At 39.8% G+C, this 24,950-nt stretch carries 20 protein-coding genes; 6 read left to right on the top strand and 14 right to left on the bottom strand.

Annotation, left to right across the window (positions count from 1 at the left end):
- Nucleotides 1-6: 6 nt before the first annotated feature.
- Both pssA and rho read right to left on the bottom strand, forming a co-directional pair.
- Nucleotides 7-696: a CDP-diacylglycerol--serine O-phosphatidyltransferase gene (gene pssA, locus EWE74_RS00185; protein WP_130139535.1), complete on the bottom strand. Its 690-nt coding sequence runs from the start codon at nucleotides 694-696 to the stop codon at nucleotides 7-9.
- 68 nt (nucleotides 697-764) lie between these two features.
- Complete coding sequence (rho, locus tag EWE74_RS00180; RefSeq protein WP_130139534.1) at nucleotides 765-2,258, bottom strand: transcription termination factor Rho; 1,494 nt, start codon at nucleotides 2,256-2,258, stop codon at nucleotides 765-767.
- A gap of 596 nt (nucleotides 2,259-2,854) precedes the next feature.
- Here rho and EWE74_RS00175 point away from each other — a divergent pair.
- The gene (locus EWE74_RS00175; RefSeq protein WP_130139533.1) at nucleotides 2,855-3,718 is read left to right on the top strand and encodes an N-acetylglucosamine kinase; all 864 of its coding nucleotides are present in this window, start codon (nucleotides 2,855-2,857) and stop codon (nucleotides 3,716-3,718) included.
- A 46-nt stretch (nucleotides 3,719-3,764) separates the two neighbouring features.
- Here the strand turns inward: EWE74_RS00175 and EWE74_RS00170 are convergent, their stop codons facing one another.
- Both EWE74_RS00170 and EWE74_RS00165 read right to left on the bottom strand, forming a co-directional pair.
- Nucleotides 3,765-4,448 (bottom strand): metal-dependent hydrolase, encoded by a 684-nt coding sequence (locus EWE74_RS00170; protein WP_130139532.1) that lies wholly within the window; start codon nucleotides 4,446-4,448, stop codon nucleotides 3,765-3,767.
- A gap of 29 nt (nucleotides 4,449-4,477) precedes the next feature.
- Nucleotides 4,478-4,798, bottom strand: a complete 321-nt coding sequence (locus EWE74_RS00165) for a YbaB/EbfC family nucleoid-associated protein (RefSeq protein ID WP_130139531.1) — start codon at nucleotides 4,796-4,798, stop codon at nucleotides 4,478-4,480.
- Nucleotides 4,799-4,991: 193 nt separating this feature from the next.
- Here EWE74_RS00165 and EWE74_RS00160 point away from each other — a divergent pair, with 193 nt between their 5' ends.
- Complete coding sequence (locus EWE74_RS00160) at nucleotides 4,992-5,429, top strand: ABC transporter substrate-binding protein (protein WP_130139530.1); 438 nt, start codon at nucleotides 4,992-4,994, stop codon at nucleotides 5,427-5,429.
- A 23-nt stretch (nucleotides 5,430-5,452) separates the two neighbouring features.
- On the opposite strand, the gene EWE74_RS00155 is transcribed toward EWE74_RS00160, so the two are convergent.
- On the bottom strand, nucleotides 5,453-6,433 hold the full coding sequence (locus EWE74_RS00155; RefSeq protein ID WP_130139529.1) for a hypothetical protein: 981 nt from the start codon (nucleotides 6,431-6,433) through the stop codon (nucleotides 5,453-5,455).
- Nucleotides 6,434-6,696: 263 nt separating this feature from the next.
- Between EWE74_RS00155 and EWE74_RS00150 the strand changes: the two genes are divergently transcribed.
- Complete coding sequence (locus tag EWE74_RS00150; RefSeq protein ID WP_130139528.1) at nucleotides 6,697-7,287, top strand: thymidine kinase; 591 nt, start codon at nucleotides 6,697-6,699, stop codon at nucleotides 7,285-7,287.
- Here the strand turns inward: EWE74_RS00150 and EWE74_RS00145 are convergent.
- A complete protein-coding gene (locus EWE74_RS00145) occupies nucleotides 7,282-7,797 on the bottom strand; it encodes a glutathione peroxidase (RefSeq protein WP_130139527.1) in 516 nt (171 codons plus the stop codon). The two genes, EWE74_RS00150 and EWE74_RS00145, sit on opposite strands and share 6 nt — an antisense overlap.
- A 36-nt stretch (nucleotides 7,798-7,833) precedes the next feature.
- Nucleotides 7,834-8,697 carry an N-acetylglucosamine kinase gene (locus tag EWE74_RS00140; protein ID WP_130139526.1) on the bottom strand — a complete coding sequence of 288 codons (864 nt, stop codon included), beginning with the start codon at nucleotides 8,695-8,697 and terminating at the stop codon, nucleotides 7,834-7,836.
- A 111-nt stretch (nucleotides 8,698-8,808) separates the two neighbouring features.
- Here EWE74_RS00140 and EWE74_RS00135 point away from each other — a divergent pair, with 111 nt between their 5' ends.
- Nucleotides 8,809-10,542, top strand: coding sequence for a M61 family metallopeptidase (locus tag EWE74_RS00135; protein ID WP_130139525.1), 1,734 nt, complete (start codon nucleotides 8,809-8,811; stop codon nucleotides 10,540-10,542).
- 63 nt (nucleotides 10,543-10,605) lie between these two features.
- On the opposite strand, the gene EWE74_RS00130 is transcribed toward EWE74_RS00135, so the two are convergent.
- The 6 genes from EWE74_RS00130 to EWE74_RS00105 form a co-directional block, all read right to left on the bottom strand.
- Entirely contained in the window at nucleotides 10,606-11,703 is a 1,098-nt protein-coding gene (locus tag EWE74_RS00130) for a glycoside hydrolase family 76 protein (RefSeq protein ID WP_206365098.1), read from the bottom strand.
- Between the two features lie 75 nt (nucleotides 11,704-11,778).
- On the bottom strand, nucleotides 11,779-12,900 hold the full coding sequence (locus EWE74_RS00125; RefSeq protein WP_130139523.1) for a glycoside hydrolase family 76 protein: 1,122 nt from the start codon (nucleotides 12,898-12,900) through the stop codon (nucleotides 11,779-11,781).
- Nucleotides 12,901-12,913: 13 nt separating this feature from the next.
- The gene (locus EWE74_RS00120; protein WP_130139522.1) at nucleotides 12,914-14,059 is read right to left on the bottom strand and encodes a SusE domain-containing protein; all 1,146 of its coding nucleotides are present in this window, start codon (nucleotides 14,057-14,059) and stop codon (nucleotides 12,914-12,916) included.
- Between the two features lie 17 nt (nucleotides 14,060-14,076).
- Nucleotides 14,077-15,714, bottom strand: a complete 1,638-nt coding sequence (locus EWE74_RS00115) for a RagB/SusD family nutrient uptake outer membrane protein (protein ID WP_130139521.1) — start codon at nucleotides 15,712-15,714, stop codon at nucleotides 14,077-14,079.
- 12 nt (nucleotides 15,715-15,726) lie between these two features.
- Nucleotides 15,727-18,846 (bottom strand): SusC/RagA family TonB-linked outer membrane protein, encoded by a 3,120-nt coding sequence (locus EWE74_RS00110; protein WP_130139520.1) that lies wholly within the window; start codon nucleotides 18,844-18,846, stop codon nucleotides 15,727-15,729.
- Between the two features lie 35 nt (nucleotides 18,847-18,881).
- Nucleotides 18,882-20,300 (bottom strand): glycoside hydrolase family 125 protein, encoded by a 1,419-nt coding sequence (locus EWE74_RS00105; RefSeq protein ID WP_130139519.1) that lies wholly within the window; start codon nucleotides 20,298-20,300, stop codon nucleotides 18,882-18,884.
- A 514-nt stretch (nucleotides 20,301-20,814) separates the two neighbouring features.
- Here EWE74_RS00105 and EWE74_RS00100 point away from each other — a divergent pair.
- On the top strand, nucleotides 20,815-22,434 hold the full coding sequence (locus EWE74_RS00100) for a DUF6377 domain-containing protein (protein WP_130139518.1): 1,620 nt from the start codon (nucleotides 20,815-20,817) through the stop codon (nucleotides 22,432-22,434).
- Nucleotides 22,435-22,486: 52 nt separating this feature from the next.
- On the opposite strand, the gene EWE74_RS00095 is transcribed toward EWE74_RS00100, so the two are convergent.
- Nucleotides 22,487-23,014, bottom strand: coding sequence for a hypothetical protein (locus EWE74_RS00095; RefSeq protein WP_130139517.1), 528 nt, complete (start codon nucleotides 23,012-23,014; stop codon nucleotides 22,487-22,489).
- A 175-nt stretch (nucleotides 23,015-23,189) separates the two neighbouring features.
- Here EWE74_RS00095 and EWE74_RS00090 point away from each other — a divergent pair, with 175 nt between their 5' ends.
- Nucleotides 23,190-24,950 carry an AMP-dependent synthetase/ligase gene (locus EWE74_RS00090; protein WP_130139516.1) on the top strand — a complete coding sequence of 587 codons (1,761 nt, stop codon included), beginning with the start codon at nucleotides 23,190-23,192 and terminating at the stop codon, nucleotides 24,948-24,950.

Raw genomic sequence — 24,950 nt, 5'->3', positions numbered from 1 at the left:
TGTTAACTACGATTTATCCTGCCGTTTCTGTAAAATAAAATGCAGTTGTGAGAAAATGAAATAAGTAAGCAAAATAAATGGTAAAGCCAAAAACCGAAGTGTGAATAAAAGGACAATACTGATAAATAAAAAAATATATTTAAATTTATTTTCGCCCCATTCCAGCGAAGATAGCTTCATGCTGAATAGACGGATTTCGGACACCAAAAGAAAACTAACCACCGCCACTATCGTAAGCAATACCCAAGGTTGATATACCCAAGTTGGATACGCAACACCAATAAAGGGCAGAGACATGATAAAGAACGTGTTCATTGGTGTATTAAGTCCTATAAATTCTGATGTCTGTCGTTCATCAATATTAAATTTCGCCAATCTCAACGCCGAAAATGCGGTAACAATGAAACCCAAATATGGCAGGTAAGTATGACCTGTAGACATCTCTAATAATTTATACAGTACCGCTCCTGGCAGAAACCCAAAGCTTATTACATCGGCTAAAGAGTCTAATTCTCTTCCAATATCCGATTTAACATGAAGCAGGCGCGCCACCATTCCATCAAAGAAATCAAATACGCCTGAGGCAAGAACGCAGTAGAACGCCAACAGAAACTCCCCTTTTAATACAAATAAGATACCGACACAACCACTGAAAAGGTTGAAACAAGTCAAGGTATTTGGTATATGTTTTTTCACAGTTACAAAAAATTAAAGCCACCCCTTGCGTGCAAAGGATGGCTTAAAAATAGAAAATATCAAAGGAATTAGCTATTCATGCTAATTAAAAACTCTTCATTTGATTTAGTTCCACGCATTTGGGTCAACAAGAATTCCATTGCTTCCGTAGAATTCATGTCTGCTAAGTGATTGCGCAGTACCCACATCCGTTGCAATGTATCACGGTCTACCAATAGGTCGTCACGACGCGTACTGGAAGCTGTCAAATCAATCGCTGGGAAAATACGTTTATTAGCCAATTTACGATCAAGCTGAAGTTCCATATTACCTGTACCTTTAAATTCTTCGAAAATGACATCATCCATTTTGGAACCCGTATCTGTCAAAGCTGTTGCCAATATAGTCAATGACCCGCCTTTCTCGATATTACGCGCCGCTCCGAAGAAACGTTTTGGTCTGTGTAGCGCATTTGCATCCACCCCACCCGATAGGATTTTCCCAGAAGCAGGGGCAACCGTATTATAAGCACGAGCCAAACGCGTAATGGAATCCAATAGAATGACCACATCATGTCCACATTCTACCATTCGCTTTGCTTTCTCCAAGACAATATTAGCAATTTTCACATGGCGATCTGCTGGTTCATCAAAAGTAGACGAAATCACTTCAGCGCGTACATTTCTTGCCATATCAGTCACCTCTTCCGGACGTTCATCAATCAGTAAGATGATAAGGTATACTTCCGGATGATTTTTTGCTATCGCATTAGCGACTTCTTTTAATAGATTCGTTTTACCTGTTTTTGGTTGTGCCACAATCAGTCCACGCTGACCTTTACCGATAGGGGTAAACAAGTCCATAATACGTGTAGAATAGTTTCCTGTACCCAAGTCCAGGTTCAGTTTCTCATCTGGAAACAACGGTGTCAGATAATCAAACGGTACCCGATCCCTAATTTCTGCAGGGTTTTGACCGTTGATCGACTCTACCCGAACCAACGGAAAATATTTTTCTCCTTCTTTTGGTGGGCGGATAGAACCGCGTACATTGTCACCCGTTTTTAATCCAAATAGTTTAATCTGCGATTGCGAAACATAAATATCATCTGGAGATGTTAAATAGTTATAATCTGACGAGCGTAGAAAACCATAACCATCTGGCATAATTTCCAATACACCTTCGTTAACAATAACATTATCGAAATCTGTCGGAAGAACCGGAGATGGTGCCTCTGCTTTAGGGGCAGCAATGGCTTCTTTTTCGTTTGCTACGTTAGCATCGGAAGGAGCTTCAGTTACGGAACCTTCATCTGTTTTTGATGAATCCGTCAACGATGTCCGCTTGGTTACTGCTACAGGTTCCGTTTTTAATGTCCGGACACGCTTCCTTGTTCTTTCTGCAACAGGAATCTCTGCTGCTTTCTTTTCTGGACTTTCCTCTTCGACAGATTGCTTCGCTATAACAGTGATACGGTCAATTAATTCCTGTTTACGCAATTTATCGGCATCAGTGATGCCCAGTACTTTTGCAATCTCGCGTAACTCTGACACGAGTTTGGTGTTTAGTGCATTAATATCCATTAACTTTTTACTATGAGATATAGGATTTTACTTTTTTGAATTCATCCAAATTATATTTTTAGCAAATGCTATTCCATTATTTTTCTAGATGTGCTAAAAATATGACAGAGACACCATAACTGTTCTACTAAATTAAATTTAGTAACACATGCTATTCAACCCTCTCTAGGATAAATCTGAGAATTGGCACAAAAATAACATAACATTTGTATATTCAAATAAAATTTGTAAAATATTTTTTTGAAACCATCTGTCCCTATCGAACTGGGATACCATAATTCCCGAACAATCCTTACTATAACGTTCGTAATCCAAAATTGTTTTAAGCGGCTAAATGAAAACGATATTCCCCCAAATTACACGAAACATATTGTACAAAATACACTAAGCATCAAAAAAAGTTAAAACAGAACAAAACGGCCTTAACAGCACATTAAATAGCTTTTTTATCAAAAAAAAGCATTCCGTTTTTTGATTGGTTTATTTTTTTACTATTTAAAATTCTTGTTTTTAAACAGAAACACGTATTTTCGGGCAAGCATTAGTAGAAAATTAAATTAGCAACAAAAACATAACACAATAAAACCAAATCTATAATGATAATCATTGCGGACGGAGGATCGACAAAAACAAACTGGTGTTTGTTAGATGACTCAAACAAAAAGATATACTTCAACACAGAGGGTTACAACCCCTATTTTGTCGACAGTGAATATATTGTTAACTCGTTAAAAAAGGGGCTGCCCAGTGATTTGCCTTTGGAAAAAATTACCGAAGTAAATTATTACGGAGCAGGTGTACATAACGAAGAGAAAGCGGAAATCGTAGAAATGGCTATGCAAAAGGTATTCCCTAATGCCAAAGTAGAAATCGGCCATGACTTGCTGGCCGCCGCACGCGCGTTATTGGCAGATCAACCTGGTTTCGCCGCAATTTTGGGCACAGGAACAAATACGTGTGTATATGATGGGGAGAAAATAACACACAACATTGATTCCGCCGCGTATATATTAGGAGATGAAGGGAGCGGAAGTTACATTGGAAAGAAACTGTTAACGGATTATATCCGAGGACTAATGCCAGAAGCAGTTGAAAAATTGTTTTTCGAAACATATAAACTAACTCCGGATGAAATCATGGATAATGTTTATACAAAACCTCTGGCAAACCGGTTCTGTGCCAGTTTCAGCAAATTTGTATATGATAACAACGTCAATATAGAGTATACACGTGGCATAGTAGAAGAGGCATTTGACACTTTTTTCAAGAATTTAGTAAGCAAATATCCTGATTACCAGAAACATACATTTAACTGTATCGGTTCTGTAGCCTATAATTTCCGTAATGTTTTAGAAGAAACAGCTAAACGCTATGAAATGGAAGTAGGTAAGATCATACGTTCGCCAATAGATGATCTGGTCGTTTACCACATCGATAGATCAGCGAAGAATCCAAATTGAGAAATATTTTGGTAACGGCGGAATACATGCATTCCGCCGTTACTATTTATAATACTACCGATTCACCAATTTTCGGTAGAAACAAGCGTAATCCATTTGCTTCAAATTTCTGCTTCGCCTCTTCCGTATCGATACGAATTGGCGGAAAGGTATCATAATGAATTCCGATAATATTTTTACAGTTTACAAATTTTGCCGCTTTAATAGCATCGTCAACATCCATTGTATAATGACCGCCGATTGGCAAAAATGCCCAATCCAATTGTAGATCTTCTAATAGTTTCATCTCCAACGTCAGCGCTGTATCTCCTGCAAAGTAAATTTTTTTATTACCTACAAAAAACACGTATCCTACAGGCACTCCTGCATAATCGCCCTCGGGTGTACTGTTGGTGTGCAATGCGTAAACCATTTTTACCTTTCCAAAAGGTAAAGAAAGTGTACCGCCAAAATTATATTCAATAACCTTATCATCTGGCACTCCCTGCTTTCTTACCCATGCTGCTGTTTCTACTACAGCCGCCACCGTAGCACCACTATTCGACTGAATATTTTTCATATCAGCAACATGATCTTCGTGGCAATGCGTTAAAAAAATGTAATCAGGTTTTAAAACATTGACGTCAATATCTTTTGCCAACGGATTATACGTAATAAAGGGATCTATTAAAACGTGACGACCATTAAAATCAAACGCTACACACGATTGTCCGTAATAAATAACTTCCATCTCTTTAGATTTTTAAATATTACTAAATACTATTTATTACCAAATAAATTCCCCAAGTTACCAAGACCTCCGAGTAAATCTTGCGATACCGCCTGCATCTCTACTTGGCTTACGTCTTCTGCCTGCTGCAAAGCCTTGTTCAGTGCGACGACCAGCAACTCTTCCAACTCTTCTTTATCATCGAGCTGCTTAAGAAATTCGCCATCAATCACAACTTCTCTTATTTCTTTACTAGCCGAAGCCACGACTCTCACTTTACCACCTTCTGTTTCACCGAAAACAGAAATACTATCTAAACGCTTTTTTACTTCTTCCGCTTTTTGCTGCGCTTGAAACAACTTATCAAACATAATATATCCCTCGTTTTATGCTGCAATTTACAAAATCCATAGCATAAGGACAATATTCCTATATCAACAATACACATTAGGTTCTTTACGTTGCCTTCCTTAAATTTGTCGCAACTTAACAAGCGTAACGTACATGCAAAATCTTAATTTTTATATTTCATTACTCCAAAACATACAACAAACTGCACCTCATATGGCTGATCATTTGGAGGAAGAGGTCAATATCCTTATACATAAACTCAAATTCATTTCCGAAGATCAACGCCCATCGGCACTTATATTAACACAGCAAACAGGCTTTCAACCGTTATTTAATGAACAGCTTACGGATAGTGTAGCCATTGCCGGTGGAAAACTGCTTACGGAGAAATATGATAATCCATCACTGTTATTCATTGTTCAGGAAAACGACAAACTTTACACCGATGTTCCGACCCTTCTTCAAGATGAAATATTAAGTAGGACAGACGCCGTACAATCAAATAATATCTATATTATTCAAAAAAGAAATTTTGGAATGGAGCGTATCGATTTTCTACATGACATAGAAATATGTGCAGAAATTATACAACCGAAATATTTTATTTACGGCCGAAAAGGAACCGATTGGGTTCAGTTTGATATTGCATAAAAAACGGGCGACATGCCCGTTTTTTATAACATAAATTTCTTCCGCAAAATGGCGTAAAGCTTCTCTACTGTTTGTGGTTTTTCTGCCCAATTATTTTTCAAGGCATAATTCGTCTGTAGAAAAGCATCTGCTTCCGCAAACGTCACATAGCGGTTCAAAAGCTCAATTGCTTCACTATATGCCAAGGAATACCCATTAAATAGATCTTTAATAAATAAGAGCTTATCGTTTAAATTGATGGAAGATTTGAGATCTACTATCCTATCTTTCTCCGCTCCTGTTGGCGTGGAGAATAAGGATGCTGGAGTGCTATGTGTCCCCGCTTTACGCTGCTGTTGAAGAATTTCATTCAGTGTCAACGGACGTGTTGGTTTCTCTTCCTCCACCGCCGGTATACTTTGACTTTGCTCCAATATAATCTCCTTAGATTCTTCTACAATCTCGTTGACCACCCGCTCCGTCTCTGAATCTTCCACAAGCTTATGTTGAAACTCAATTTCTTCTGGCATGGTACGCTTCGAATCCTCTACTACCTGATTAGGTTGTTCCCCTTTTTCAATAGGTGTAGACTGTATAGATGGAGCTAAAGGTTCCTCTTCATCGGCGGCAATATCCGTCGGGTTTTCTACCAATGAAGGTACCTCCATCTGTTTTTGTTCCACTCGTTCCCCATCCACTACATCAGATTCTTCTGGTTGTTGTTCTTCTGTCTGTGCCACTTCCTGAAGCTCACTGTAAACAGGTTGCGTATCTATTTCTCCCGCTGAGGCTACAGATGGGTCAAATCCTTCTTCTACTTGTATTGGTGTATATTCTCTTTGTGGTACGGTTAATTTTTGCAGTACCTCAATATGACTAGTTAAAAATCTAGCCTTTGCCTCCAATAACAACAATGCTCCATCTGATGCTGCTATATTTTTATCGGATAATGTTGTGTAATCATCGCTAATCTCCATTAACAACTCACCTATTTTTGAAAATATGGATTCCTTTGTATACGCCATTAGATATCTCGTTTTGATATAGAATACTCAAACTTACATAAAATGCGCTGCATTCACGAATTCCTATAATATAAAATATCATGAGTAATTCACTTTTATATGCAATATAATTGCGTAGCATATAAAATGAACTTTTGTAATTACCTTCGGTGAACTCGCAAGCTCGGTTCTCCTCAGCCATTGGCTGCATTTAATAGAGGAAATTTAATGAAATAATTTCGATATTAGCGCAGATTATACGGAAAAATAATTTAAAGAATCCTATGCTGTTTTCGGAACATAGTTTTATTCAAAAAAATCGGCAGGTAGGTAGTATCGAAGTGATTTGCGGCTCGATGTTTTCCGGCAAAACCGAAGAGCTTATCCGACGGATGAAAAGAGCACAATTTGCAAAATTACCTGTAGAGATTTTTAAACCGGCTATGGACATTCGCTATGCTGATCATGCCATTGTATCGCACGATAGCAATAGTATTCCTAGTACACCAATAGCACATTCCTCGGCGATTTTATTATTGGGTACGGAAACTAAAGTAGTGGGTATTGATGAAGCACAATTTTTCGATGATGAACTTCCTCATGTATGTGTACAGCTAGCCAACAAAGGTGTCCGTGTCATAGTCGCAGGTTTGGATATGGACTACAAAGGTCTTCCTTTTGGACCGATTCCCGCTCTTATGGCCATAGCAGAACATGTAACGAAAGTGCACGCTGTCTGTGTTCAATGCGGTGCACCCGCGGTCTATTCTTACCGAATAGCTGCGAGTGAGAATCGTATCCTCTTGGGAGAGAAAAACAGCTATGAACCCCGCTGTCGCGCTTGCTATTTTGGTTTATCAGACGACAAGCTATAAGTTGCTAACAATTGCTTTATCCAGCGGATTTATACGGGAACGATAACGATGTATCAGCTTTCCATCTTTATTGATTAAAAACTTCTCAAAGTTCCAGTTGATATCTCCTGTAAAATCATTATTTTCCTGTGTAGTCAAAAACTTAAACAGTGGATTGATATTATCTCCCTTTACATCAATTTTTTCAGATAGTAAAAAAGTGACACCATAATTTCGTTCACAGAAATTTTGAATTTCCACGTTATTATCAAGTTCCTGCCCTCCAAAGTTATCGGATGGAAAACCTATGACGACCAAATCATCACCATACTGTTCGTGCAAAGCTTGCAAATCTTTATATTGCTTAGTGAAGCCACATTTTGAGGCGGTATTGACAATCAAGATACTTTTACCTCTAAAATCCGACATATTCACCGCTTTGCCATCGATAGATGTAAAACTAAAATCGTAAATCGATGTTGCTGGCGACAGCATAGTAGCCAACAACATTATACTCGCTATTATTTTCATCTGTAAAGGTATTATCGTTTATTTACTCTTCACGCATCACTTAAGAATCAATTTCGTTTCTCTGTCAACAACGAAATGGAATAATTGTTCTATCGGATTGCTTAAAATCGATCCGACACGAACACCCAATACCGAACATACCTCCCGCAATTGCAGATCAAAATGGTAAGCAATCCTCCCGACAAAGTTGACTTTATACTCCCAAAAGTCCGGATAGGTAATTACATGTGTACGAATAAATTCGTCAAATCCGTTTTTTAACAACGTATCAATATAAGGATGTAACCTATTTTCAGCCATGAATTCTGCAAAAGATGCTAGATAAGCATTCGGACGATCCTTTTGGTACACATTTCTAATTACAACGTCTTTATTAACTCGATATTTATCTACAAATTTTTTGTGAAGGTCTTTTGGCATCTTCTCATACAAAAAGTCAATAATCAACCGTCTCCCAAACCAAGCCCCCGAGCCTTCATCCCCCAATACATATCCTACGCCATGTACACTTGGGTGCAACTCTACACCATCGTAATAACCTATATCCGACCCGGTGCCTATTGTACAAATATATCCCTTATCATGCCCACATGTCGCATAGGCACATCCTAGCATATCACTTTCAACGGAAATGAACGCCGTTGGAAAAATTTCTGTAAGCGCATTGGAAACGATCTCTCGTCTATCCGGTGTAACACATCCCGCCCCAAAAAAATAAACTTCATGAATCTCGCTAGCGTAGGGCAATATCTCCGGTACTTCCTGCATCACACGGGCAATTTCTTTCTCATTTACAAAAAATGGATTTAATCCTTTTGTACGAAAAGATAAAGGGGCGCTATCTGGCAAATTAAGCATCCAATCAGAACTGGAAGAACCACTATCTGCAACTAAAATCATATATGATGTTTAAATTTATATTGTGCATTCCAAAGATAACAATTTTTCGTGGATAAAATACTTTTGAAGCTTGCTTCCATCTGTGTAGCTTTGTGATAAAATCAGCAAGATATGTCAGAACCCCACATACACTTTACGATCTCATTTACGGAACCTCAAGCGCATTATGTCGAAATAGAGATGGACATTACCAATTTTACCGCCCCCCCCTTGGACGTCGCTATGCCTGTGTGGACGCCAGGTTCTTATTTAATTCGCGAATATGAACGTCATGTGGAGCTTGTCGAAGCTTTTGGTGGAACAGACCGTATCCATTGTGCGAAGATTTCTAAAAATACGTGGCGTATAGAAAATCCACGCCAACATACTAAAATACGGTATAGGGTATATGGCTTCGAAACATCGGTGAGAACAAATATGATCAATGTTGACCGCGCATTTATTAGTCCGGCGGCCACCTTCATGTATATAAAGAACCGTATCGATCTATCTTGCACCGTACAGGTTGTACTTCCCAAAAAATGGACTCATATTTCAACAGGTTTGCCGAAAGCATCTAAAGGTGAACACACTTTTTATGCAGAAGATTTCGACATACTGTATGATGCTCCGTTAGAAATCGGGAGCCAAGATATATGGCATTTTGAAGCAGCAGGTGTACAACATGAGTTTGCGATGGTAGGCGGCGGGAATTACGACAAGCAGCAACTTACGTCTGACATAACAAAGATCGTAGAAGAAGAGACCGTAATATGGGGAGAAAACCCAAATACAAATTATGTTTTCATTACCCACAACTATCAAACAGGGGGTGGCGGACTTGAGCACCTCAACTCTACGGTGTTGGGTGCTAGCCGAAATGCATATCAAACGCCAAGTGCTTATAAAAACTTCCTAGGTCTTGTGGCGCACGAATACTTCCATCTTTGGAATGTAAAAAGACTTCGCCCGAAAGAACTCGGCCCCTTCAACTACGATGAGGAAAATTACACGACAGGTTTGTGGATAATGGAGGGCTTCACGTCATATTACGATAATCTCATCATCCGGCGATGTGGTTTCTTTTCCGTACAAGAATACCTCGATATGCTTGTCAACGATTTCAACCAAGTGTATAATCGGCCGGGGCACCGTATACAATCCGCGGCTTTAGCTAGTTTTGATGCATGGATAAAGCACTATAGACCGGATGAAAATTCTGCGAACACAAGTATATCCTACTATAATAAAGGGGCTATGCTCGCCGTCGCACTGGATCTTCATATTCTAACGGAGACACAAGGAACAAAGCGGTTGGATAATGTGCTTCGAGCGGCTTACCAAACTTTCTACAAAAAAGAAAATCGAGGCTTCGAAGAAAAAGAATTTCAAACATTGGCGGAAACCGTAACAGGTGTAGATCTTTCTAAGATCTTTTATGCCGCACATAGCATCCAAGAACTTGATTATAATACATATTTCAATCGTGTAGGATACGAATTAATCGACTTAAACCGTGGCAGACAGGAACTAACTTTGGGAATTAAAATAGCGAACCAAGACGGACGGATATTTATAAAGCATGTAGAACGTAGCTCAAGCGCTTGGGACGCAGGGTTAAATGTTGAAGACGAACTTATTGCCATCAATGGCAACAGACTCGATGTGGGAGGTAAAGAACTGGAGTTTATACTGCAACATGGTCAAATAGATGAAATTGTTGATGTGTTGGTTTCCCGAGATGGATTGGTACGTACCATCCATGCACCTCTTCGCCGCTCTATCAAACAGCAGTGGTCTATTCGAGAAAAGCTGGATGCTACCGGGGCAGAGAAGGAATTGGGGAATCTTTGGTTATCGATATAAATAATGTAGAGACGCTGGATGTAGCGTCTCTACACTATCTTCACACCCACTTCAATCAAAAATTTATTTCAAAACTAAAATATTCGCGAACATTTCAACAATAGCAAATTGGTCTAGTAACCATTTTCTCTCATTCTTCTTCTCTCCTTTCCAATCCTTGTAAAAAAGACCATTTTCATCTCTATTGGCCATCCATGCAAAATCTAGATTTTTACGAAATGCTTGTAAGTAAGTAGGATTATTGTCTAATTTATAGAGCTGGACAAATCCACGCATCATGACGGCGATAAACCAATTATCATTATTTTTTAACCGGTGTGAGCCATCTGTCTCAAAAAAATGATGGAAAGAAGCTTTGGCAACCTGCTGCGCTTCTTCAAGATAACGCGGTTCGTTCGTTATCTTATACAACAAAGCAGCAGCTTCGATCATCTGCCCCGAGTTATAGGGATATTTTGCCCGATCTACGCTACCATCTAAGCGGACATTATCCATATAGACACCATCTGTATCTTGCAGATGGGTCTTGGTCCATTCATATAGGGATTTACCCATTCCCAGATACCTACCGTCCTTAGTCGCTTCATATAATTTAAGTGCAAAAACTGCCGCTGGTGCATTCGAACAGGTATTTTTAGATGTCTTTTTTTGCTCGCACCAATAAATGCCACCGCCCAATAAATCATCATGACCGCTATAAACGAAATCCCAAACTATCTTTGCTTTTTCCAGGTATTTCGTCTCACCTGTTAACAGATAGAGATTGGTAAAGTCGATCCCAATCCAGATATTATCATCATAAAAACGGTCAGATACGGGGGCAGATGAGATGTAAGAAGCATAGCCTGCCGGCTTTCTTTTATCGTCATAATATTCTTCTAATCCAGGGATGAGCCGTTTATCAATGATGGACTTATATTTTTTACTTTCACTGTGTTCATAGAGCGCAACGGTAGCAGACAAACCTCCTGAATAGGGCCAGAGGTAAGCATATTCCTGCTTACCGCTGGCACCATCGCCTAGATAGTCTGCTTTGTAACGCTCATCCACGGGAAAATTCTCCCGAAGTAAAGAGGTCTTTTTGCTCCCATATTTTTCTAGAATCACTTCCAGAGAGCTACCCGCAGCTTTCAACATATCTACTGATGTTGATCCACGCATTGATGAAGACTCCTGGGAAAAAACGCTTCCTGTCAAAAAAACTAAAATTACTATCGTGCAATATTTTATCATAACTTATTTTTTTATAAACCTTGCTTTCGCTTCTATCGTCATACATGCGCTCGCCTGTGCCGTCAATTGTACATTTCCTAGGGCAATTTGATCCCATGCCGGACCAAATAGATTGCCTTGCATATTACGTCCTTTCAACCACAGTTCAGTGGCATTATGCGTCAAGAAGTTTTCAAATTTGTTCCGGTACGCTTGATCGAGATCTTGTACATCCAAAAGGTATAGAAAATAGCGTACAAAAATCCCTTTGAATAAAGCATTGTCACCCAGCCCCTCATTTCGTAGTAAGTTGGTAGCACCATCAATACATTTGGAAACCGTGAAATTTGCAATTTTCTGTGCATCGTTGAGATATAAACTTTCTCCGGTAATTACATATAAGTTTACGGCGGTACCTAAGAACGTTCCTTGATTGTAGGTAAGCGCTACGGTATTGATCTGGCCAGTATTGCCATTAATATTATCATAGACCGCACCAGAGCTTCTATTATATAAGGTGTTCTTCTGCCATTCATAGATTTTAATCGCCCAATCCAAATACACTTGTTCCCGTGTCAATTGGTACAATCTAGTTGCCAATAAACTAGCTGGGCCATTGGAACATGCATTTTTACTATACGGTTGATTTTTAACCCAGGAGATTCCACCATCGGCGAAACTTTCTTCCCAACCGGCAATAATATCTTCCCACAAGAACAATACGGTGTTCAAATACTTCTCCTGATCGGTCGTCTCATACATACGGAGCATCGTCAGGGCATTCCATTGCATATCATCATAAAACGGATTTAGATAGGTGTTCCCATTTTTCACGAAAACCCCTTCGTACCATGGATCAAAATAGGCTAAATATTTATGGTCACCAGTCCGTTCATAGGCATCAATCACGACATCCATTGCATGGGCATTCGGCCAATATTGAAACCCTACATCCGAATTATCGCTTCCATAATTAAAATAGCCTTCTTCATTCCAAAAAGCGGCAATCAACGCATCGGATGCTGTGTCTGCAACCGCAGACCAATTATCCACGGTTTCAGTTTCATATACATACTCATCTTCGAATTTTTGACAAGATGACAGTATAAGTCCGGCACTTATAAACAACCATACATAAGTTTTCATAGTCATTTCTTTTTTAGTTTACGGTTACCGAGTGTGTATATTCTTTATCTCCTTGAAGGATAACCTTAATGGTAGGTGATTTACCGTCGACTGCATCTACAAATTTCCATTTGTCGTCCCATTGTGTCGGGCTTTCTATCCATTTCACAAAATAATAAGACGGAGGAGATTGTGATGTAGGTTTAGAATCCGTACCGTTCAAAGTACCTAATTGTACTGTCCGATCTTGCCCATCGTTGACCGTCAGTTGGAACTTGTAACGTTCATCACGACCCCATCCTTCTTGTTTAAAGTTTACGATGCCAGACCCTGACCAAATGCCTTTTCCTTCATAATTCAAATTCCATAATACTTTATTATCGGGAGAAAACCATAAACCCAGTGTTTTTATCTCGGTCATTGCGACAGTAGCCGTATTGAAATCTACCTGGATACGGAACACACCTGTTTTGGCTGTCATGCTGCTTTCATCTGTATTCGATTCTATCAATTTCAGATTACCATCGCTATAAAACGCCCTTGGCGTGCCTTGATTTCGGTCCACAAACTGATAAGTACTTCCTGTAGTTAATTGTGCAAATATCTCATACTCTCCAGGCGCTACCGATTTAAAAGGCATGGCGCCGGTCAGCATATTCCCCGCCTCACTTCCTTCTCCGGTAAGAAACAACTCTTCCGGAATGTCCACAAAACCATCGAGTGTAGTAATACTTACATTACGCACAACCGCGGAAACTGCGGTATTAATTCCCCTTGATGCCACCACCGTCCAGATCAGTTCACCAGTCTCACCGGGTGCAACGCCCGCCATACTGGCAATACGATTCAATATACGATGGGTTATCGTTGCCCCATTAGAATTACCATTGTTGTCTGATACCATTCTATACAATGGCTCTTCGAAATTATTACCCTTTTTATCGAACACAACTTCGTATAATGCGGCGCCCGAATCTTCTACACGGACACGTTCCCATTCAAAATAAACAGACGCCGTGTTTGAACTCAAAATCTTAATCGTTCGATTGTCTATGGGTTCGTATAGCGTATTTACTGCCGTAACGGTCGCGTCTTTGTAATTCATATCGTCTGACTTACAAGATACCACGAATACCAGTAAAGTCATAAAAACATATAATATCGTTGTTAACTTTTTCATCTGTATATAATTTATTGTTAGTTTCCGTAACCCGGATTATTTGGTCTTAAGTTGTTATTGATATCCATCTCTGCTCTGGGCACCGACCAGAGGTAGTCTCTATTTTCATCGAATCTCCTGTTATCCAATTGAATGTAAGCTGTGCCACTATTAGCAAATTTAGCCCCATGTACAAAACCATTCAGATACTGAGTTCCCGCCTTCCAACGAATAATATCATAATAACGTAGCCCTTCCAATGCCAATTCACTTCTTCTTTCGTTACGAATAATTTCCCGCAATTGAGACTGCGTAGCGGTGGATGGATATGAGCGTGCCGCCGGATTCGTGAATCCGGCTCTTTCTCTTAGCGCACCGATGGTGTTATTCCACGTATTTTCATCCATGTCGTTCTGTTCATTTACGGCTTCGGCATACATCAACAATACATCGGCATAGCGGTACATGATGATATTCAATCCCGATTGATAATTGGTAATCGCCGTTTGATCATAATATTTCCGCATATAATATCCCGTAGCGGTAGAATTGGAGCTGGAGTTTATATAAACATCCATTCGCTCCTCTGCGGTCCCGCCAGTACCTGGCCTGATATAGATCGTTTTGGTAGTTCCATCAAAACTCGTCCATTGCCCCCCATGAAAGACCACCGATGCTGCCAGTCTAGGATCACGGTTCGTATAGGGATTATTGTCATTATAGGTCGGGTCAGTTTGTACAGTAAGACCGTTCGTTGTCAAATAGCTATCCACTAGCTCTTGTAAAGGAGCGTAAGCGTTGAGCCGTGCTCCTGCCGATAAAGGAGCCGCATCGTAATATTTGCTCCAATATTTTACGGATGGAACATGAGCATAATCCAAAATCACCTCCTGGTTGTACTCGTTTGCCGCTTCAAATAAGCCGGAATAACTCGGAAATAAGCTATAATTACCAAACGTCTCTCCTTGGTTAATCAGCTTATCACAATATTCAATGACTTTTGGCCAATTACTCTCGTACAAATATGCACGAGCCTGAAATGCCACTGCTGCGCCACTGGTGATTCTCCCATTATCTGCCACTGAAAGTTGATTACGGCTGGGAAGAAGTGAGGTGATTTCATCCAGTTCCTGATGAATAAACGACAAAACCTGTGCCTTCGACGTACGAGGTACGCGCTGCGACTCGTCTAGCGATACATCGGATGTAAAGAAAGGCACATCACCATAGAAATTTACCAACCTAAAATAAAGATGGGCTCTTATGAACCGAATCTCTGCTTTACGTCTTTCCTTGTGCTGTTCTGTCATGCCGGGAACAATATCGATAAACTGTAAAAACACATGGCAGGTTTTGATTCCCTCATACGCCCATTTCCATTCGGAGGCAAAGAGGCCAAGAGAAGGATCGGCAATACCATTTCGGATGATACGCTGGTTTGTATTCTCACGTCCCTCGAATATATTATCACTTAATGCCTCATCATTCCACATCTTATCGGCAGAATACATTTGGTTGTAAGCCATATTGACGACCAGTTCGGCATTCTCGGATGAAGTCCAAAAATTGGCGTCTGTAAAATCATTGGTCGGAATCGGATCCAACGTATTACAACTGCTAAAAGCCAGTAACACCGCTGCCAGGCAGATTTGCTTTATATATAGTAATCTTTTCATTTTATTTATATGCTAAAATTGAATATCTAAACCAAAACCATAATACTTTAACGTCGGATAATTACGGGCGCTATTCGCGCTACCGCCCATATTTGAGTCAAATTCTGATGATTCCGGATCGATCCAAGAATTTTTACTTAACGTCAACAGGTTTTGTCCGTTAACAAATAATCGCATACTGGCGACACCAATTTTCTCACTGTAATTACGCGGTATGGTGTAACCTAATTGGATATTTTTAAGTCGTGCATAGGCCCCATCAAACATATAAATATCAGAATCACGTCCGTAATTATTCGCTGTAGACGGTGCTCCAGCAGCAGTCAAACGCGGCCAGGTGGCATTCGTATTGGTAGGTGTCCAATAATCCAGTTGATGCTGGTACATGGCAAATGAATAATTGGCATGAAAAGGCTCCACCAATTCACCTCGCACCATCATATCACGTTTAGCAGCCCCCTGTATCAACATATTGAAATCAAATCCTTTGTAAGACACATCATACGTAAATCCAAATGTATATCTTGGAAAACCCGAACCTAACACATAACGGTCCCTAGCATCAATAACACCATCTTGGTTCCGATCTACGTAACGGACGTCCCCAGGCTTAAGGTCTTCGGCAGTCATCCCAACAGGTAGTGCAGCCGTCTCAATTTCCTGCATACTTTGAAAATAACCATCGGTTCTATAGCCATAATAAGACCTGAAAGGTACGCCTACACGGATTAAGTTCGTAACATTGTCAGCTGATGAGATTAATTCATCATTGGGATATTGAATAACTTTATTGAAGGTATCACCGATATTACCCCCGACACGGTGTCTTACATTACCCGTTTCGAAACCATAGTTTAGTGAAATCTCCCAACCCCGGTTAACCATCTCTCCCACATTCAAATACCCAAGATTAGTTCCAAAAACGGATGGGATAATCGGCGGGGTTAAAATATCGACAGTCTTGTTATTGAAATAATCTAAGCTGGCATTCAAGCGTTGGTTGAAAAAAGTAAGATCCGCACCGATATTAAAGGATTTTGTTGTTTCCCACGAAATAGTCTCATTACCATAGCGGAATCCAGCGCCGGATACACTGGTATTATTAAAACCGTAGCTGTTATTAATCGCGGTATATATAGTAAGATACTGATAATTGTCAATATTCTGATTTCCGAGATGCCCATATGTTCCTCTGATTTTCACATCACCTATTTTATCTCTGTAATTTTCCATGAATAGCTCGTCAGACAATCGCCAGCCTAACGATATCGATGGAAAAAAGCTCCATCTGTTCGCTTTCAAAAATTTAGATGATCCATCGTAACGAAAACTACCTTCTATAAAATATTTTTGATCAAACGAATATCCTAAACGTCCAAACAACGAGTTTAAACTAGTCTCTGTTGTTTGCTGTGGCGAAACATAACTACCCGGCAATATTTCGGTTTCTGTAACTGGAACACCCAAAATAGGATCCGTAAAACGTAGCCGGATTTCATTGGCACGACGTGTGTAGGATTCGTTACTTGCGCCGAACAATCCAGTAACCTGGTGGTTGCCGAATGTTTTATCATAATCCAATAAGAGCTGATAGTTCAGCAGGTAGGTTTTTTCATTATAATCCTCCGTGTTTCGTTCGGCATTCACGAATACCAAAGGTGTTGTAGCATCTGGACTTGAATAAAGCGGTATTTGAAGGCGCCGTGTATACCGATGATTAGAAAACAAATCCGCACCAAATACGCCTTTCAACTTCAGCCCATCGATGATCTTGACATCCAATCCGAGATTGACATTGAAATAATCGTTGTCAGAGTCAATACTTCCCCCATCCCTGAGTTCGGCCAATGGATTTTGATCGGTCAATGCGTTATTCACGAGGTATTTCCCGTTATCAGCCTGCATACGATAATAATAATACGATGGGACTCTCGAGGAATTGATAATAGCATTACTCGCTGTTGAGGCCTTATTGTTATTTCGAGCATAGTTTAAAATACTACTGATCTTAATACGATCGTTTATATCCGAAGTAACATTCGCTCGTAGGTTATAGCGTTGTATTCCAAAATCACCGACGAAGTTACTTTCTTGGTCGTAAAACCCACCGGAAAACAGATAAGTTGTGTTTTCACTACCTCCACTCATCGTGATGTTATAGTTTTGCTGGAGTCCATCTTGAAGAATAGCATCATAATTCCATTCTTCTTCCGCGCGATGATCGTATAAATCCCGAATTTGCTCCGGTGTAAATTGTGGCTGGGCGCCGACGTTGGTTAATGACAAATTCTTCAACGTCGCATTTTGATAACCTTCTACCGGTCTAAAAAGAACTTCGGGTGTTTGGATACCGGTCTGCGTACTCAGGCGAAGTGTCGGTTTTTGATTTTTCTTTCCCTTTTTGGTGGTGACCAACAGGACGCCATTGGCACTTCGAGAACCATAGATTGCCGCTGTACCCGCATCTTTCAATACGGAAGCGCTTTCAATATCATTGGGATTCAAGCGATTTAAACTAGCGCCATCAGAGACCAAACCATCGATCACGATTAGCGGAGAGTTATTATTCATGGTTCCAATACCCCGGATATTAAAATTCATGGTATTATCATTTGGATTCATGCTTCGTTGTTGAATATTCACACTGGGCATGGTTCCTTGCAGGGCCTGTGTCAAGTTGGAAACAGGTCTATTCTCAATGATATCCGAATTGACGTTGTCCACAGCGCCTACTACACGTCGACGGGTAGTGGTTCCATAACCGATAACGATGACTTCGTCTAATTCCGTATTTATAGCTTCATCCAAGGTGATATTTAATAAAGTCTGCTGTCCCAAGGAAATGTTCGTCTGCGCATACCCTAAAAAAGAGACTTCAATGACATCGCCCGAAGAGGCCGTGATAGAAAATTGCCCACTGCCATCAGTCTGGGTGCTAACGGAACGGTTTCGTACGGAGATAGTAGCACCTACTATCGGCTTTCCTAATTCATCTTTTACTACCCCTGTATACGTAGTTTGGTTTAAACCAGCGGCCTTCTCCCTGCTTGGCTTTGCCTCTATAGCATAACTATGGACGCTAAAACCAAAAAGATAAATAAGCAACGGGATTATTATACATGTTTTGTTCATAAAGTAATAGCTTATTTGGTTGATATTGATGTTATTTAACGTAACAACTCCGGTTTCTCTTGGTACACCTTCCATAATAATTCACCGAATAAAGTGTTTGTCCAAGCAAACCAGTGTCGGGTAAACTTCTTCGGATCATCCTTATGGAACGATTCGTGCATAAATCCGGTGTCACCATGCGTGTTTTTCAATGTCTGTATACATTGACGAATTTCGGAATCACTTGTGGACGTTAGCGCTTGAATAATCAGTGCCATAGGCCATATCATATCACGGCCAATATGTGGTCCACCGACACCAGCAGCTACCTTTCCTTTGAAATAGAACGGGTTGTTTTCCGACAGCACAAAGCGCCGGGTACGTTGATAGACCTCGTCATTGACGTCGACCGCACCCAGATAAGGTAACGATAACAGACTAGGTACATTGGCATCGTCCATCATCAAGTAACTACCGAATCCGTCTACTTCGTAAGCGTAGACACGTCCATGCACTGGATGGTCGATGATACCATATTTGTTAACCGCATCCTCCACTTCATTGGCCAATGATTCCATGTTAGCCGCCAATTCAGTATTGTTTTTGACTTTACGTAAGATTTCAGCTGACTGTCGCAGGCTAACTACCGCAAACAGATTGGCTGGGATCAAGAATAAGAATATACTACAGTCGTCGGATGGGCGAAAACTTGAACAGATCAAACCTACTGGATTGACAGGATAACCATATCCGTCTACCTGTAAGGTATCTGTTCCACGCGACGTCGTACGTTCGAATTTATAAGGACCTAAGTTTTCCTTGCGTTGTTGCTCGACAAATGTCTTATAGATATTTTCTTGCGCTCGCACCCATTCGTTGTCAAAGGGGGTCGCATCTTTTGTTTCCTTCCAATAGGCATAAGCGAGGCGTATTGGATAACAGAGTGAATCAATCTCCCATTTACGCTCGTGGATACCAGGCTTCATATCGGTATGATCAGAAAACCATTCGCCCTTTTTCGTCGGGTCGTTATAGAACGCGTTGGCATATGGGTCGATATTGATACACTTGGACTGTTTGTTGATCAACCCGAGAATTAGGTTCTGAAGGTGCTTGTCCTTTCGCATAAAAGGTAGATACGGCCATACCTGCGCACTACTATCCCGCAGCCACATCGCATCAATATCTCCTGTAATGACATAAGTCAGCTTTTGTTGTGAGGTTGATTCATCATAAATAGTCGTGTCCAACGTATTCGGCAAACAATTGTTGAACAGCCAGCCCAACTCCTTGTCTGCGACATTAGTTTGGAACTCTTTAATGAGTTCCTCAATGACCGGGCTTTTAAAGTGTCGGTCTTTCTCGCTAACCCTTACAATGGGAAATACCTGACTAGGGTTGCCAAAAGAAAAATTGTGGGCTAACATACCTGCTCCAAGTATAGCCGAGTTTTGAATAAAGGTTCTTCGTTTCACAGTCTATTAGTTATAAAGTGTAAATTAATTGTATTTTATCGGAGATGTCTGTATCTCCTGAGTGATCACTTTTGCATCAATTAGGATATGCGAAGTAGCCACTATCCCCTGATATCGGATAGTACGCCAACATTGTTCATTTAGCAAGTTTACCATGTGCAACGATTTATAATTTAGCTTTGAGAAATCAAAGTTATCAGATTTTAAAGCGTTCTTTTATACTGATTCTCTTCAATGTAGTGAGAATATAGAACAAACAATAAACAACAAACTCATATACAACAATTTAACAAAATAACAACATACACATAATGTAGTGAATAAACGTATTGAATTTTATTCTTCCGAAATTTTTCATTCCATTTCTAAGAAAAAAAGGACACTAAAAAACCATATCTTCCTATCGCAATGGTTATAAAATAATATTATTTTGTAGTTTTGAAGAAGAGTATTTATCCGATTATTTATATAGAAACCTTTTACTGTATTTAATTCGCTCCTCATTATACCAAGTATGAAAAGTTTAGTATTAATTATATTCCTGATAGTTTCAGTTTCCACGGCTAATGCATACCATAAACAACTTGATTCATTACTGCACGTATTAGATAAGGCTATTCAGGATAAAAATATTTATGCCGCAAAAAAGGAAGGCGCTATCGATAGTTTAAAGACGAGACTACACGAATCCTCGGATGTGAAAGACCAGATTGCCATTACGAAAGAGATCTGTCTTCACTATATTGTATTTATGACTGATTCGGCACTTTTGTACACCCGAAAATTAGAAAAGTATGCGCTGCAGGCCAACGATTATGAAGAATATATTGATTCTGAGCTTTTCCGTGTCCGTATATTAAAAACAATGGGATTACTCAAAGAATCGACTGATATATTGAATAACGTAGATACTTTAAGAATCTCTGAAGATCTAAAAACATTTTATTTATATACAAAAATGTCCGTTTATAACTTATTAATAAAAACTTCAGAAAACAACGACGAAAAAAAGAGATATCAAACAATCACGGCCTCATTAAGAAACAGATTGGTCTCAGAGGAAACGCTATCACCAATGGACTATATATACGTAAATACAGAACGCCTTATACAACAAGAAAAGCAATATGATCAAGCCTTAAGGGATCTCCGTGATGCATATGCTAATCTCGATCCGGAGGAACGGGAGGCTGCCATATTAGCCTATTCTATAGCTAAAGTATATGAAGAGAAGGGGGATACGGACAAAGCTATCGAGTACCTTGCAAGATCGGCAATCGCTGATATCAAAAATGGGGTAAAAGAATATATGTCGCTCCGAAGACTAGCAGCTGTACTGTTTGAATATGGAGATGTAAACCGCGCATATAGTTATATGAAATGTTCGATGCAGGATGCGATATTCTATAACGCCAGACTTCGGACACTTGAATCTTCGGAGATGTTCGATTTTATTGATAAAGCATATCAGAAAAAGGAAGATCAACGCCAAATACTATTGCTAACTATTCTGGTGATTATAGGGGTATTGTTAACGTTCATATTCTTTACATTACTATACGTGTATAAGCAAAAGAAAAGACTATCCATAACCAAGGATGAACTATCGAGGTCCAACAAATTATTGATGGAAAGCAATCAGAGTCTTTCAGATTCGAATATTCTCAAAGAAGAATATATCGGTTTATATATAGGTCATTTTTCCGATTATCTTTCAAAAATAGAACAATTTAGGCTGAAAGCCCAAAAGATAGCTAAAACACAAGGGGAACAAGCACTCTTGAAATTCATCGATTTATCGCTCGACCCAAAAGATAACCTGGAGGAATTCTATAAGAATTTTGACGAGACTATATTACGCCTATTTCCGAATTTTGTTGAAGAAATAAACAAGTTATTATTAAAAGAGGAAAGAATCAGTTTTAAAGCCAACAGCAACCTTACGCCCGACCTTCGTATTTTTGCACTAATCCGTCTAGGTATTACCGACAGCATAAAAATTGCCTATTTCCTGCGCTACTCGGTTTCAACTATCTATAATTACAGGACAAAGATGAGGAATAAAGCCGCTGGAAACAGAGATGAGTTTGAAGGTCTGGTCATGAAAATAGGTATAGACAAGGATATAACGTAGCGATATTGCATGCGTACCGTGATATCCAGCACGCATACCTTTAAACTCTACGCTAAAATTTATAACGAATAGTCAAACCAAACGGATCGATTAGCCGTATGGAGCTCTCTTGTAAAAAGTCAAAATACGGCTTAACATCCAGCGAAACAGAAAGTGGTGTAGTCGGGATATTATATTCTATACCAACGATACCATCTATACTCAACGCTAGCTCCGATTTCGGGTCGGTACGTCTAGTTGTAACGGAACCATCTGAATTCGTTGTCTGCGTAACCTCAGATTTGTATCGAAAACTTCCCACACTCCCCCCAAATCCATAGAACCAAGTAAAATTCTCTGCCAACGGTTTATGATACTGATAAAGCCCTACCATTCGGAAGCGTCTTGATTTAGAATTGCTCTGTATACTGAGAATTCCTTCTACAGCCCTATCATCTGACAACGTATAACGGTAACTAAACCCTGTGGCGCTTCCAAAACGTCCCCCCACAGCATGCTGGCTATTCAATTGCGCCCATGATGTATCAAATGAAAATAAAATAATCCCTAATGTCAATAACAGCCAATTTGCTTTCTTCATGAATATTATACTAAGTTTTACGTACGTCAAAAGTAATATTTTATTTAAACGTTCAAAAGTTAAATTCTGTTATCATTTTCCGTTAAGTTTGGTATGATATTCGCACTTTTATGGATAAAACGTTATCTTAGTATAGGGAAAAACAAATTGTAAACCTCATAATACGACGCAACATATGAGTAAGCTAAATAGATTGTTTGATATCTTAGATGGATACACATCGACAGACACCAATACCTGTATGGTTGCGGGAAAAAGGAATGGAGAATGGCAACTTGTAACGAGCGAGCGTTTTATGACGCTCACCAACAATTTGAGCAAAGCTCTTCTTTCCAAAGGATTAAAAAAGGGGGATAAGGTCGCGTTAATGTCCGGAAACCGCCCTGAATGGAATATTGTAGATTTCGCCTGTAATCAGCTTGGAATAGCAATCGTTCCATTGTATCCCACGTTATCGGCCCAAGATCTTTCTTTTATACTTCATAACGCCGAAGTAAAATTGCTCTTTGCGAGCAATACGGAATTGGCCCAAAAAGTAGAACAAGCTGTCCAAGAACAGCAATTGTCCATTGAGCTTTATACTTTTGATGATGTACCGAACAAGCCAGGTTACCAAGAACTTATTGATCTGGGCGCCCAACAAGATATTGATCTGCAACCTTATAGAGATGCGGTGCAAGGCAACGATTTGCTTACACTCATTTATACCTCCGGCACGACTGGAAAACCCAAGGGCGTGCTTTTAACACATAAAAACATTATCAGCAATGTAGAAGCTTGTCAGCACCTTGTCCCAAAAGACACCACTACTGCACTAAGTTTTCTGCCACTGTGCCATATTTTTGAACGAATGGTGGTTTACATATATCTTTCCAAAGGTATCCAAATCTACTATGCGGAGAACCTAGATAATATCGTGGCCGATATCAATGATGTAAAACCGCAAATTTTCACCACTGTACCACGGGTTCTAGAAAAGGTGTACGATAAAATAATCGAAAAAGGGAAAGCATTAACCGGCATAAAAAAAGCGCTATTTTTCTGGGCAGTAGAACTCGGACATAGATATCAAGAACCTCTCAAAAATGGCTTCTTCTATAATTTGAAGTTAGCGATAGCCCGAAAACTGATTTTCTCCAAATGGCGAGATGCGCTCGGGGGCAATATCAAACTAATCGTGTCAGGAGGTGCTGCTCTCCAAGAACGATTGGGCCGTATCTTCTGGGCTGCAGATATTAAAGTATTAGAGGGTTATGGTCTAACGGAAACATCGCCCGTAATAGCTGTCAACTCCCATGTTGATACCGACGTTAAATTTGGTACTGTAGGAAGAGTATTGAAGAATCTAGATGTAAAAATTGCAGATGACGGGGAGATCCTCGTTAAGGGTCCCAGCATTAGTCCGGGATACTATAAAAATGAAGAAGCTACCCGGGAAGCTATTGATGAAGAAGGTTATTTACATACCGGCGACATCGGTGAAATTACACCTGATGGTTTTCTCAAAATCACCGACCGGAAAAAAGAAATGTTTAAAACTGCGGGAGGCAAGTATGTTGCTCCACAAGCATTAGAAAACAAGCTGATGGAATCTACGTTGATCGCACAGGTCATGATCATTGGCGAAAATCAACGTTTTCCTGCAGCACTTATTGTACCTGCTTTCGAGGAACTGGAAAAATGGTGCAAACATAAGGGCATACCTTTTGTTTCGAAAGAAGAGATCGTTAAAGATTCACAGATCATCGAAAAATACCAGCGGGAAATCGATCGCTTGAATATGGGTTTCGGACAGTGGGAGAAAGTGAAAAAATTTGAATTGCTATCTAAAGAATGGACGATCGATAACGGCGAACTGACACCGAAGTTGAGTCTGAAACGAAAGGTTATTCTAAAAAATACAGAGACTATAATCAACCGACTATACGAACATTAA

The organism is Sphingobacterium corticibacterium, from assembly GCF_004208525.1.
Classification (GTDB): Bacteria; Bacteroidota; Bacteroidia; order Sphingobacteriales; family Sphingobacteriaceae; genus Sphingobacterium; species Sphingobacterium corticibacterium.
This window is presented reverse-complemented; position numbering and strand designations above follow the sequence as displayed.

Coding starts and splice junctions, on each gene's coding strand:
- rho (WP_130139534.1), bottom strand. CDS start 2,258: ATGGATATTAATGCACTAAACACCAAACTCGTGTCAGAGTTACGCGAG.
- EWE74_RS00135 (WP_130139525.1), top strand. CDS start 8,809: ATGTCAGAACCCCACATACACTTTACGATCTCATTTACGGAACCTCAA.
- EWE74_RS00160 (WP_130139530.1), top strand. CDS start 4,992: ATGGCTGATCATTTGGAGGAAGAGGTCAATATCCTTATACATAAACTC.
- EWE74_RS00145 (WP_130139527.1), bottom strand. CDS start 7,797: ATGAAAATAATAGCGAGTATAATGTTGTTGGCTACTATGCTGTCGCCA.
- EWE74_RS00165 (WP_130139531.1), bottom strand. CDS start 4,798: ATGTTTGATAAGTTGTTTCAAGCGCAGCAAAAAGCGGAAGAAGTAAAA.
- EWE74_RS00130 (WP_206365098.1), bottom strand. CDS start 11,703: ATGCGTGGATCAACATCAGTAGATATGTTGAAAGCTGCGGGTAGCTCT.
- EWE74_RS00150 (WP_130139528.1), top strand. CDS start 6,697: ATGCTGTTTTCGGAACATAGTTTTATTCAAAAAAATCGGCAGGTAGGT.
- EWE74_RS00095 (WP_130139517.1), bottom strand. CDS start 23,014: ATGAAGAAAGCAAATTGGCTGTTATTGACATTAGGGATTATTTTATTT.
- EWE74_RS00100 (WP_130139518.1), top strand. CDS start 20,815: ATGAAAAGTTTAGTATTAATTATATTCCTGATAGTTTCAGTTTCCACG.
- EWE74_RS00110 (WP_130139520.1), bottom strand. CDS start 18,846: ATGAACAAAACATGTATAATAATCCCGTTGCTTATTTATCTTTTTGGT.
- EWE74_RS00120 (WP_130139522.1), bottom strand. CDS start 14,059: ATGAAAAAGTTAACAACGATATTATATGTTTTTATGACTTTACTGGTA.
- EWE74_RS00175 (WP_130139533.1), top strand. CDS start 2,855: ATGATAATCATTGCGGACGGAGGATCGACAAAAACAAACTGGTGTTTG.
- EWE74_RS00140 (WP_130139526.1), bottom strand. CDS start 8,697: ATGATTTTAGTTGCAGATAGTGGTTCTTCCAGTTCTGATTGGATGCTT.
- EWE74_RS00155 (WP_130139529.1), bottom strand. CDS start 6,433: ATGGCGTATACAAAGGAATCCATATTTTCAAAAATAGGTGAGTTGTTA.
- EWE74_RS00125 (WP_130139523.1), bottom strand. CDS start 12,900: ATGAAAACTTATGTATGGTTGTTTATAAGTGCCGGACTTATACTGTCA.
- EWE74_RS00090 (WP_130139516.1), top strand. CDS start 23,190: ATGAGTAAGCTAAATAGATTGTTTGATATCTTAGATGGATACACATCG.
- EWE74_RS00115 (WP_130139521.1), bottom strand. CDS start 15,714: ATGAAAAGATTACTATATATAAAGCAAATCTGCCTGGCAGCGGTGTTA.
- EWE74_RS00170 (WP_130139532.1), bottom strand. CDS start 4,448: ATGGAAGTTATTTATTACGGACAATCGTGTGTAGCGTTTGATTTTAAT.